Annotated in this window: 8 protein-coding genes; 4 read left to right on the top strand and 4 right to left on the bottom strand. The window is 63.4% G+C overall.

Annotated features, from left to right (window positions below):
- Positions 1–623: 623 nt before the first annotated feature.
- From mnmH to treS, 4 genes are all read right to left on the bottom strand, one after another.
- The gene (mnmH, locus tag M1E04_RS14130; RefSeq protein ID WP_456291539.1) at positions 624–1733 is read right to left on the bottom strand and encodes a tRNA 2-selenouridine(34) synthase MnmH; all 1110 of its coding nucleotides are present in this window, start codon (positions 1731–1733) and stop codon (positions 624–626) included.
- A complete protein-coding gene (gene selD / locus M1E04_RS14135) occupies positions 1733–2767 on the bottom strand; it encodes a selenide, water dikinase SelD (protein ID WP_456291540.1) in 1035 nt (344 codons plus the stop codon). The genes mnmH and selD overlap by 1 nt, the downstream gene beginning before the upstream one ends.
- A 234-nt stretch (positions 2768–3001) precedes the next feature.
- Positions 3002–4072, bottom strand: coding sequence for an MFS transporter (locus M1E04_RS14140; protein ID WP_456293199.1), 1071 nt, complete (start codon positions 4070–4072; stop codon positions 3002–3004).
- A gap of 392 nt (positions 4073–4464) precedes the next feature.
- Complete coding sequence (treS, locus tag M1E04_RS14145) at positions 4465–6534, bottom strand: maltose alpha-D-glucosyltransferase (RefSeq protein WP_456291541.1); 2070 nt, start codon at positions 6532–6534, stop codon at positions 4465–4467.
- A gap of 215 nt (positions 6535–6749) precedes the next feature.
- On the opposite strand from treS, the gene pdxR reads away from it, so the two are divergent.
- The 4 genes from pdxR to M1E04_RS14165 all read left to right on the top strand — a co-directional run bounded on the left by pdxR (position 6750) and on the right by M1E04_RS14165 (position 12575).
- Positions 6750–8195, top strand: coding sequence for a MocR-like pyridoxine biosynthesis transcription factor PdxR (gene pdxR / locus M1E04_RS14150; protein WP_456291542.1), 1446 nt, complete (start codon positions 6750–6752; stop codon positions 8193–8195).
- A gap of 629 nt (positions 8196–8824) precedes the next feature.
- Positions 8825–9931, top strand: coding sequence for a Gfo/Idh/MocA family protein (locus tag M1E04_RS14155; RefSeq protein ID WP_192131071.1), 1107 nt, complete (start codon positions 8825–8827; stop codon positions 9929–9931).
- Between the two features lie 273 nt (positions 9932–10204).
- Entirely contained in the window at positions 10205–11788 is a 1584-nt protein-coding gene (locus M1E04_RS14160) for an aldehyde dehydrogenase (NADP(+)) (RefSeq protein WP_456291543.1), read from the top strand.
- Between the two features lie 208 nt (positions 11789–11996).
- Entirely contained in the window at positions 11997–12575 is a 579-nt protein-coding gene (locus tag M1E04_RS14165) for a DUF1349 domain-containing protein (RefSeq protein WP_296312236.1), read from the top strand.
- The last annotated feature ends 61 nt before the right edge of the window (positions 12576–12636 follow it).

A 12636-nucleotide genomic window follows, 5' to 3' on the forward strand; every position in this document is an offset into this window, starting at 1 on the left:
GAGTTACTTGGAAAAGCACCCCAAGTAACCAAGGGTGCTTGCTCTCGGTTTGGCCCGACTTCGTCGGGTTCCCTCACTCCGACGACGCTCCGTGGGCCCACGCCGAACGGACATCCATGTCCTGACGGCGCTCTCGCGGCATCCATGCCGCTCGGCCCACTCCGCGTCGTCTGCGTTCGGCCTGCACCCAAGTCGCGTGTTGCGGTGTCTGGGCTCTTTGCGTTTGAAGATCAAGAGCGAAGGCAAAAGCAAAAGCTTCCCGGCTAAAGCCGGTCCCACTGAAAGCACCGCGTACGCATCGTAGGACCGGCTTCAGCCGGGAAGCCCTTGATGTGCTTTTGATCTTCGTACACAAAATGCCCAGTCACCGCCAATCGCGACTTGGGTGCAGGCTGAACGCAGGTCTCGTGGAGTGGGCCGAGCGGCATGGATGCCGCGAGAGCCGCCCCCCGCCATGGATGGCGGATGGCGGCGGGCCCACGGAGCGGGACCGGAGTGAAGGAACCCTGAGGAACGAAGGGCCAAACCAGGAGCAAGCACCCTTGGTTACTTGGGGTGCTTTTCCAAGTAACTCGCCGAAGGCGAAACGTCTGCCCCCAGGCAGACGCTCTTGATCTTGATCTTCAACCGCGGTAGTTCAGTTTCCGCTGTTTCAGATATTCGACAACCGCCCTCTGATCTCCGGAAAACTCGATCCGGGGATTCTTGCTGTCCCGCTGAAACGCATACATCGGATCGTAATACTCGCTCAACATCCCGCTGATCCAGCCCCGGTGCAGATCCACCGCCCCGCTGCGCGCCTGCTCGGCCAAAGCACTGTCCATAATCGCCGCCAGCCGCTGATAACGCTCACCGCCCAACCGCCGAACGATACTCGACAGACTCTGCTTCAGCCGCTCGGCGTAGGCCGCAAAGCCCGTTTCAACGCCCTGCACCGCAACGAACTCCGCACACAGATCGGTCACATAATCCTTCAGAATCCGCTCGACGCGACTCTCGAAACTGTCCTCCAACCACACCAGCGGCGCGTCCTGCATGATCCGGTACAACTCAAGGGGCACCGCACGACTGCCGACGATCCGCCCTTCATCCTCGACCACGAACTGATTCACATGCCGCGCGCGCTTTTTCAGAATATCCACGGCGAGCAGGTTCTCGAAATCGATCTGCCCAGGCTGCGGCGTCGCGTGTTTGCCAAAGCTCGAACCGCGATGGTTGGCATGGCCCTCCAGATCGAGACCGTTGTCGAGTTGCTGCAGCACCTCGGTCTTGCCACTGCCAGTGAGCCCGCCAATCAGCACGAAATCGCACTCGGCCACGGCCTGATCCGTCACCTCAATCAAAAAGCTGCGCATCGCCTTGTAGCCACCGATGACCCGGGGGTACTCGATACCCGCCTCGCTCTTGAGCCACTGCTGAGTGATCTGCGAACGCAGGCCACCACGAAAGCAATACAAAAAACCCTCGGGGTGGTTGCGGGCAAAACTGGCCCACGCATCGATTCGCGCCTCCTTCACGTCGCCGGACACCAGCGTGTGGCCCAACTCGATGGCGGCCTGTTGACCGTCCTGCTTGTAGCAGGTGCCGACCTTCTGCCGCTCGACGTCGTTCATCAGCGGCAGATTGATCACGCCGGGGAATGCGCCCTTGGTGAATTCCACCGGCGCGCGGACGTCCATCATTGGCACGTCGTTGAGGAAAATCTCCCGCAGGTCGGCGCTGTTGTCGCGCATCAGAACACCTCGACCGCGAGCGGCTGTCGCTCGACCAGTTCGCCGATCGGCGCAAGACTCAGGCCCAGTTCATCGGCCAGGGCCAAGAACGCCGCCTCTTCAGCGGGCTCCACGGCAATCAACAGGCCGCCGCTGGTTTGCGGGTCACACAGCAGCAACTTCTGCGCCTCGGACAGGGGGCCGATGCGCTCGCCATAGCTGTCGTAATTGCGGTAGGTGCCGCCGGGGATGCAATCCTGCTCGATATAGAAGTCGACGCTGCCCAGACGCGGGACGGCGGCAGCGTTCAGCCGTGCAGTCACCTGACTGCCGTCGGCCATCTCAACCAGATGCCCGAGCAAGCCGAAGCCGGTGACGTCGGTCATCGCGGTGACGCCGGCCAGTCGGGAAAAACGGCTGCCCGGCTTGTTCAGCGTACACATCACGTCACGGGCCAGGCCGATGTCTTCGTCGCGCAGCAGGCCTTTTTTCTCGGCGGTGGTGAGGATGCCGATGCCCAGGGGTTTGGTCAGGAACAGCTTGCAGCCCACGGTCGCGGTGTCGTTGCGCTTCATGAAGCGCTTCTCCACCAGGCCGGTCACGGCGAGGCCGAAGATGGGCTCCGGCGCGTCGATGGAGTGGCCGCCCGCCAGTGGAATGCCCGCCGCGTCGCACACCGCACGTCCGCCACGAATGACTTCGCGGGCAATCTCCGGGGCGAGCACATTGACCGGCCAGCCGAGAATGGCGATGGCCATCAACGGATCGCCGCCCATGGCGTAGATGTCGCTGATGGCGTTGGTGGCGGCAATGCGGCCGAAGTCGAACGGGTCGTCGACGATGGGCATGAAGAAATCGGTGGTGGACACGACGCCCTTTTCGTCGTCGATGGCATACACCGCTGCGTCATCGCGCGATGCGTTGCCGACCCACAGGCGCGGGTCGAGGTTCTGCGCGCCGCTGCCGGCGAGGATGGTTTCCAGCACCTTGGGCGAGATCTTGCAGCCGCAACCGGCGCCGTGACTGTATTGGGTAAGACGAATCGGGTCGGTCATGGGAAGCCCCTGAGTTTCAAGGCGCCGAAGTCTAACAGACGCGCCAGTGGGTTGAAGAGTGGCTGGATGGTTGGACACGCGATTGTCGTGGGACCGGCTTCAGCCGGGAAAGCATCGGATGCCACGCCGCAAAACCGAGGGTGTCCACACCGGCCCCTTCCCGGCTAAAGCCAGTCCTACCGTCAACACCGCGTGCTGTCAGCAGGACCGGCTTCAGCCGGGAAGGCGCCCACTTCAGCGCTTCGCCATACGCCGTGCCGTGAGCACCTGTGCCAGCATCAGCGCGCCGACGCACAGCAGCGCTTCGCGCAGGCCGACCACATGGGCAGCGAAACCAATCAGCGCCGGCCCCAGCAGAATCCCGCAGTAGCCGATGCCGGTAATCACTGCGATCGCCAGCCCCGCCGGCATCGCGGTCTGTGCACCGACCACCGAGCAATACACCGGAAACGTGTTCGACAAGCCCAGCCCGATCAGCGCAAAGCCCAGCAGGAACAACGGCCACGGTTCCAGCAGGATCGCCATGGCAAACCCGACCATCACCAGCAGCCCGCCGCCGATCAGCAGGTTCACGGCGCCGAAGCGGTTCCTTAACCAGTCTCCGGAAAAACGCCCGGCCGCCATGGTCAGGGAGAACACCGCGTAAGCGCCGCCAGCCACCGACACATCGATCTGGTGCATGCGGTTCAGGAACACCGCGCTCCAGTCGAGCATCGCGCCCTCCACCAGCAGCGCGATGAAGCAGAGGATCCCGACAATCACCAAGTGGGGGGTCGGCCAGGCGAAGGGCGCGGATGGATCATCCGCGCCGTGGGGCACCAGGTAGCGCGCGTGCCACAGCAGGATCCCGCCGATCAGCGCCACCACCACGGCCACGGCCAGCAACGGCGACGCGCCCAGCCACAGCAGCAAGGTCATCAACAGCGCACTGCTGATGCCGCCGAGGCTGAACAACCCGTGAAACCCCGACATCATCGGTCGCCCGTGATCGCGCTCGACCATCAGGCCCTGCACGTTCATCGCCACGTCGATACTGCCCAGCCCGGCGCCGAACACGGCGAGGGCCACTGCCAGCGCCGGCAGTGAAGACAGCGTGGCGAGCAGCGGCAACATGCAGCAGATCAGGGTCCCGCCGATCATCGACACCAACCGGCACCCCTTGCGCGTGGTCAGCATGCCCGCCAGCGGCATCGTCAGCATGGAACCGAGGCCGAAGCACAACAGCAGCAAGCCGAGCTGGGCTTCTTCAAGCCCGGCGCGGTCGCGAGCGAAAGGCACCAACGGCGCCCACGCCCCCAGGGACATGCCGGACAGCAAGAACGTCAGGCGATAACTCCACAGATGCACGAAGACAGGGGGACGAACGGATTGAGCGATAGACACAAGCAACGACCTGAACAGGTCTGCGCGAGCGGCAGACGGTGAATAAAAAGCGATCCCTCGCTGAACGCATTCCTTCGTAGGACCGGCTTCAGCCGGGAAGACGCCGGCCTGTACACCCTAAATCTGCGGTGTAGCTCATGACGCCTTCCCGGCTAAAGGCGGTCCCACAAGTTGGAGTCCACCCCAGCCCTGCGGTTGTGCCCACTCTCCCGTAGGACCGGCTTCAGCCGGGAAGACGCCAATGTGGACACCCTCATTTCCAGGGCGTTACCACTGGCGCTTTCCCGGGTGAAGCGGGCCCCAAAGAGGCGCGATTACATCATCGGTGCCGCCATGCTGACCACACGCAGCGCCAGGCCTTCATAGGCGTCCAGCGTAATGGTGAATTCACCTTCTTCGGTCAGGTCGCCTTCGACCCGCTCGTTGATGATGTCCACCACCGGGCCCGGCGCGATGCCCGGCAGGTGCAGGGTCTCGACGATGGCTTCGGCACTGAAGTTCAGCGCGGTGATCTGCGTGCCCTTCCCGGCTGGCAGTTCGTGAACCATGATCAGCAGCCCCGGGTGTTCGACGTCCGGAATCAAAATCTGCCGGCTCGCGGCGATGTCGTAGGCACGGCGCACCGCCAGCAGTTTTTTCAGCTGCGAGGCGAAGGAATCCGGGCGCTTCAACTGCTCAGGGAGGCTGCCGTACAGCGCGCGAGCCCGGGGCATGCCGCCTGCGGAGACTTCGCAGTCCGGATCCATGTCGACCAGGTCATAGCCACCGCGATGGATCCAGCGGGTATCGCCGTCACCCATCAAGTGCTCCACCTGCTCGGCCGGCAGCGGCAACGCGCCCACGAGGTCCCAGCCGGACAACGCGAACACGCCCGGCTGCATGGCGTTGAACATCACCAGCAGCAAATGAATGTGCTGGATCTTGTCGATGTCGGCGGCGGTCATGCTGTCCAGCTCGCGAATGCCCAGCGCCGCGGTGATGATGCTCGCCGTGGTGCACGACACGCCGTTGGTGACGAACTTCAAGTTGTACGGCGCGTGCTCGCCCGCCAGACGTTCGTACATCTCCTCGCGGATGTGCTCGCGCAGGATGTTGCCCGGGAACGTCTGGCCCTGATACAGGTACTGATCGTGGGCGTGCAGCGTCCAGAAGTGCACCAGTTCCAGGGTCAGCTCGTCGTGGTTCTGCAGCGCGTGAATCAGCGATGCGGGGTCGATGCCGAACTCGTGCACCTGACGCAGCATCAGCCGCAGAAACTCGGTGCGACCGGTCAGCAACGCGTGCTGGTAGGCCGGGCGAGTGACGAAGTCATAGGATAAGTCGGCACCGCCGTGGGACATCGACGCGATGTCGTCGATGGTCAGGTTCAGCTCCTGAAAGCTGAAGCCGCCCGCCTTGCGAATCGCCCCGGCGAGCAACTGATTGCCGGTGATCGACAGCGGATGACTCTCGGACCACGCGGTGCCGTCGGCCTTGCGCTCGACGCCAAGGAAACCGTTGGCATCCAGACGCAACACCCGCGCGCCCATGACGTCAATGGCGTGCAGGGCGTCGCCGATGATCATCTGCTGCGCGGCAAAACTCGGGTCCAGCCAGTTCAGCGACGGCTGGCCTTCCTTGAAGTAATGCAGGTAGACCCAGCGCCGGTCCTTGCCGTCCACGCCAGTCACCACCTGGGTGGCACTCCAGTCGGTTTCTTTCACACCGGGCTCGAAGAAGATCACCCGCTGCAACTGGCCGACGATGTAGTGCTTGTCGCGCAGGGCATCGACGGTGGCGGGCAGCAGGTTGATGGCGTCGCGGCCGGCCGGGACGTCCGGCAGCAGCGACCAGTCTTCCTCCTTGATCTCCACCATGTGATAGAGGCCCGGGTACTCTTCGTAGGCCATCTCCGCCAGGCGGAAATCCGCGCCCTTGCCGGTGTGGGACGGGATCACGTCATCCACGACGATCGCGTTGTGAGCGGCGGCGATGCGGCTGAGGTTGAGAAACTGGGCGTCGGTGCCCAAGTCCGAATCCACTTCGAAGCTGATGCGGTCGAAGTTGCCGTCGATGCTCGGGGTGCGCTCGCGGCCTTTCAAACCGCCGGAATCTTTCAGCGGACCGTTATGAATGCCCTGGATGCCGATTTCGGACAGCGCGTGCCAGAGCTGCTCATCGCCCAGCGCTTCGAGCACCGAACTGCCATCGCGGGTAATGATCGACGCCGGGTAGGCGGTGAACCAGACCGAGCCGATGGCCGAAGCGTCCCTTGGACGGGCCTGGGCGTAAGGCCGCTGCCAGAGACGGCCCTGGCCGCCATACAATTTTGCGCGTTGCTTTGCGGCGTTGAGCATCGATTGCTCAACCAGCCATTCCACGTACTGCTTGTCCGGGGTGGTCATGTGTTCGGGGTTCCATCTTCAAGTGGATGGGAGCGGCGGCCAACGGCGCTGCGAGCGCTGTGCGGACCGTCCTGCCTGTGGGTATCCAGGTTTATGCCTAACTCTAAGAGCACCCTGGCGCGCAAACGTTGCATCGGTTGCTATGCCATGGGCTGCGGCGCTGGCTAAAATCCACCCGCGTGCGTCCGCACCGCCAGCGCTGTTCAGGGGTTTGCGTGGAATTACACATCGTTATCGAGGGCCGCAAGGACCTCGCCCATCAAGTCTACGAACAGCTGCGCGACAGTATCGTGTCCGGCCGGCTGGCGGCGGGCGTGCAATTGCCGCCCAGTCGCCTGCTGGCGGCACAGTTGGGGTTGTCGCGCAAAACCATCTCCGACACCTACAGCCGGCTGACCTACGACAACTACTTGGTGGGCAAGGTCGGCAGCGGCACGTTCGTCCGCGCCTTGAGCGCCTCTACCGCGCCTCGGCCGGCACCTTCGCAGCTGGCCAGCGCCCACATCGTGGCGAAATGGGAACGTATCTCCCTGCCCCTGCGCCACCCTACCTGTGCGGGCACCCTGCGCTACGACTTTCTCGGCGGCGCGACAGCAAAAACCCAATTCCCCCATGACGAATGGCGGCGCTGCGTGCATCACGCGGTGCGGCAGATGTCCACCGAGCGCGGCTTTTACAGCCAGCCCGAAGGCCTGCCCGCCCTGCGCGCCGCGATTGCCGGGCACATTGCCTTCGCCCGCGGCGTCCGGTGCCGGGCCGATGACGTGGTGGTGTGCAATGGCGCGCAACAGGCCCTGGACCTGATCGCCCGCGTGCTGATCGAACCCGGCAGCCGCGTGGCGATGGAAGACCCGGGCTATACGCCGGCGCGGCTGCTGTTTGCTGCCCAAGGCGCCGACGTCGCCAGCGTGCCGGTCGACAGTGAAGGCATCATCGTCGAGCAGATTCCCGACAACGTCTGCGCCATCTATGTCACCCCCTCCCACCAGATGCCCCTCGGTATGCCCATGGGCCTGGCCCGCCGCCACGCCTTGCTGGAAAAGGCGCGGCGAATCGGCGCGATCATCATCGAGGACGACTACGACAGCGAATTCCGCTACGAAGGGCGCCCGACTGACTCATTGCAGAGCATGGACGAGCACGGCGTGGTCGCCTACGTCGGCACCTTTTCGAAAACCCTGTTGCCGGAATTGCGCCTGGGTTATGCCGTGCTGCCGGCGGCGATCCTCGAAGCGGTGATCAAAGCCAAGCAACTGACCGACTGGCACACCTCGACACTGCCGCAATGGGCCCTGAGCAAATTCATCAGCGAAGGCCTGCTGAACAAACACATCCGCCGCTGCCACAGCACCTACGCCGGGCGCCGCGAGCGCATCCTGTCACGCATCGCCGGCGACCTGTCGCCCTGGCTGGAAACCATCCCGTGCACGGCGGGCTTCCACATGGCCGTCATGCTCAAAGCCTCCCTTGATCCGGCGATCGACCTGCACCTGCTGGTCGAACGCGCGCGGGACAAGGCCCTGGGCCTCCACCCCCTCCACGGTTTCTACAGCGACGCGACACCGCGCGATGGCTTGATGCTGGGATTCGGCGCCATCGACCTCCTCGACATCGACCCCGCGCTGGACCGGTTGCGGGATCTGCTGAGGGGGTGTGGTTAACCCGGTAAGTCGAGGGCGCTCACCCCGGCCCCTTCCCGGCTGAAGCCGGTCCTACTAACAGCGCGCGCTGCATCAGTGAAACCGGTGACGCGGAGCGTCAGGAGATGCATTCCCACGCAGAGCGTGGGAACGATCAAGCAAAAGCCGGTCCCACTAAAAGCAGACCCCGCACACCCCGTAGGACTGGCTTCAGCCGGGAAGCTTTTGATCTGCTCTTGATCCGCTTTTGATCTTCGTACGCATAAAGCTCAGTCACCGCCAATCGCGACTTGGGTGCAGGCTGAACGCAGGTCTCGCTCCGTGGGCCGAGCGGCATGGATGCCGCGAGAGCCGCCCCCCGCCATGGATGGCGGATGGCGGCGGGCCCACGGAGCGAGACCGGAGTGAAGGAACCCTGAGGAACGAAGGGCCAAACCAGGAGCAAGCACCCTTGGTTACTTGGGGTGCTTTTCCAAGTAACTCGCCGAAGGCGAAACAGTCTGCCCCCAGGCAGACGCTCTTGACCTTGACTTTGATCTTGAGCTTGATCTCGGAAAAGCCAAGCACGATCTGATTGAACTTATGCCCCCAGAACCTGCCGACTACACAGCTGCCGGACACACCGTCCGCTGAGAAATGGAGGCTTATACATGCCAGACGCAAACGGCAAAATCCGCTACGCAGTGGTCGCTGGAGGCTGGATCTCCCAAGGCGCTTTCATGCCCGGACTCGAACAGACCGACAACTCCGTCATGACCGCCCTGGTCACCGGCGACCCGGTCAAGGCCGACAAACTGGCGGAACTGTACGACCTCAAGAGCTACCACTACAACGAATTCGACACCCTGCTGAAATCCGGCGAAATCGACGCCATCTACCTGGCAACCCCCAACTTTCGCCACCGCGAATTCGCCGTCCCCGCTTTGGAAGCCGGCATCCACGTGCTGCTCGAAAAGCCCATGGCCGCCAACGAAGAAGACTGCCTAGCCATCGCCGAAGCCGCCAAACGCTCGGGCGCCAAACTGATGGTCGCCTACCGCCTGCACTTTGAGCCCGGCACCGTCGAAATGGTCCACCGCGTACGCGCCGGCGACCTCGGCGACCTGCGCCTGTTCACCGCGACCTTCGCCCAGACCACCGACCCGGCCAACCACCGCATGCAGAGTGGCTTCGACGCCGGTCCCGTGGCAGACATGGGCCCCTACCCGATCAACGCCGTGCGCAACCTGTTTGCCGCCGAGCCGATTGAAGTCCACGCCGTCGGCATCAAAACGCCGGGCCGTGAAATCAACACATTCGACACGGTCAACGTCACGCTGCGCTTTGCCGAAGAACGCCTGGCGACCTTCACCGTCAGCTACAGCCTGCCGTCCACCGAGCGCTTCCAACTGATCGGCACCAAGGGCGAGTTCGAGGCGTCACCGTGCTTCGGTTTCGGCGAAGGCGTGGCGATTGGTTACCGGGCCATCATCGACGGCCAGACCACTGAGCACACCCACCCGGTGGTCGACCAGTTCGGCGGCGAAACCCAGTACTTCTCCGACTGCATCCTGCAGGACCGCGAGCCAGAACCGGACGGCGACGAAGGCTGGCGCGATGTGCGCGTGGTCGAGGCCATCGAGCGCGCGCTGACCACTGGCCAGCCGCAGAAGCTCGAGCCACTGCCGGAGCGCCCGGGCATCGGCATCGAGCAAGCTCGTCGCCTGCCACTGGCCAAGGTGCCGGAATACATCAATACCGACGAGCCGAATGCATGATCGTGCGGATTGATCACGCGTGGCCCCACGTCAATCAGGCATGGCTTCACGCCGCACGTTGATCACAACCCAAAGCCCGGCTATTTTGATGGCCGGGCTTTGCTCGGCAGCTCATTGCCGCGCGCCTTGCGGCTGAAAAAATGCAGTTGTATGATGACTGTCGACTTTTGCGACGAGCACTTCAGCTCGTTGCCCCTACGCTTCAAACGATCTCGAATTCCCCATCAGGCGCCACGCCTGATCGATTCGCCCCAAAAATAACAGGAGAAGCAGATGCCTACCGTTCTCGGTCAGAACTTCATCGGCGGCGCCCGCAGCGGCCTCGGCGAAGCACGCCATAAAAGCCTCGACGCCACCACTGGCGAAGCACTGCCTTACACCTTTCATCAGGCCACCGACGCGGAAATCGACGCCGCTGCCTCGGCCGCCAAAGACGCCTTCCTCGAATTTCGTCAACTGAGCCCGGCCCGGCGCGCTGAGTTCCTCGATGCCATCGCTGACGAACTCGACGCCCTGGGCGATGACTTCGTTGCCCTCGTTTGCCAGGAAACCGCGCTGCCGGCCGGTCGTATCCAGGGCGAGCGTGGCCGTACGTCCGGCCAGATGCGCCTGTTCGCCAAAGTCCTGCGCCGCGGTGACTTCCTGGGCGCGCGTATCGATCAAGCGCTCCCGGATCGCAAACCCCTGCCACGTGTCGACCTGCGTCAGCAGCGCATCGGCGTCGGCCCGGTGGCCGTGTTCGGCGCCAGCAATTTCCCGCTGGCCTTCTCCACCGCCGGCGGCGACACCGCTTCGGCACTCGCCGCCGGTTGCCCGGTGGTCGTGAAAGCCCACAGCGGCCACATGGCGACCGCCGACCTGGTGGGTAACGCCATCGTTCGCGCCGCCGAGAAGAACGGCATGCCAAAAGGCGTGTTCAACATGATCTTCGGCAGCGGCGTCGGCGAAGGCCTGGTCAAGCACCCGGCCATTCAGGCCGTCGGTTTCACCGGCTCTCTGCACGGCGGCAACGCCCTGTGCAAGCTGGCGTCCGAGCGTCCACAGCCGATCCCGGTGTTCGCCGAGATGTCGAGCATCAACCCGGTGGTCCTGCTGCCCGGCGCCCTGACGGCACGTGGCACTGCCATCGCCGGCGAACTCGCGGCTTCCGTGGTCATGGGTGCAGGCCAGTTCTGCACCAACCCGGGCGTGGTGATCGGCATTCGCTCCCCTGCCCTGACCGCCTTCACCGAGCAACTGATCGAGCACATGGGCGGTCAGGCCCCGCAGACCATGCTCAACGAAGGCGGCCTGCGCAGCTACAGCAGAGGCGTGGAAAAACTGCTGGCGCACAAAAGCGTCACGCACCTGGCCGGCAAGCCGCAGGAAGGCAAGCAGGCCCAGGCTCAACTCTTCAAGGCCGACGTCAGCATGTTGCTCAACGGCGACGAGTTGCTGCAGGAAGAAGTGTTCGGCCCGACCACGCTGCTGATCGAAGTGGCGGACGACGCTGAACTGAAAGCCGCACTGCTCGCCCTTCGCGGCCAATTGACGGCTACGCTGATCGGCGAAACCGCTGACCTGCAGAAGTACCAGTGGCTGGTGCCGGTGCTGGAAGAGAAAGTCGGCCGCATCTTGGTCAACGGCTACCCGACCGGTGTTGAAGTGTCTGACGCCATGGTTCACGGCGGTCCTTACCCGGCGACCTCCGACGCGCGCGGTACCTCGGTGGGCACCCTGGCCATCGATCGTTTCCTGCGCCCGGTCTGCTACCAGAACTACCCGGACAGCCTTCTGCCGGCTGCTCTGCAAAACGCCAACCCGCTGGGCCTCAAGCGCCTGGTGAACGGCGAGTGGAGCACTGACGTCATCGCGTGATGATGGGGCCTGATTCGTCAGGTCCGACCCGTTGGGTCTGATGCCTTGGACCCACGAAAACGGCGCGGCCCTGTGAGGGCCGCGCCGTTTTTTTTTGCCCTGTGACACGCCTGGAGCGTTGGCACGGCTGGATTTAGCTATGAATGGAGGGGTTAGTCTGGTGGATAAAAAGCAGATTGAAATGGCCAGTCAGAGCGGTGAAGCGTCAATGTGGCAGGCTGCTAAATGGCTGAACCGGCCGAGCCGCTGCCAAATCTCTACTGACCACAGGTTAGAGGTTTTCACTGACCTCCAGACCGATTTCTGGCGTGAGACCCATTATGGCTTCATTCGAGACAGCGGACATTTTCTAGGGTTTGAGATCACTGGAGGTTTCACCGCTCAAGTCAGAGTGAATGCCGATTTTCGTGAGCTCTATGACCAGGCGGGAATCATGGTCAGGCTCGATGAGGAGACCTGGCTCAAGGCAGGAATCGAATATAACGATGGAATGCCCATGATCAGCAGCGTGCTGACACGAGGCACGTCGGACTGGGCGCCCAGCCGCTTTCCTGGCGACCCCACCGATTTCTGGCTTCGGGTGACCGTGTCCGGCGGAGTGCTGCGCTTGCAATACTCCACAGACGGACTGACTTGGCCGCTGCTCAGACTTGCTCCCTTTCCAGAGGCGGAACGCTACACGGTAGGCCCTATGTGCTGCACACCGGAGCGGCAAGGCTTGAGGGTACAGTTTTCCGAATGGTCGCTGAGCCCACCTCTCGGGCGAGACCTGCACGATTTGACCTAGCCAATCCGCCGGCCAGGCCAGTCAGGCGCCTGGCCGACCCGCATCCCGCCCCTCTCTCTGT

The sequence above is a fragment of the Pseudomonas sp. AK106 genome (genome assembly GCF_053903055.1).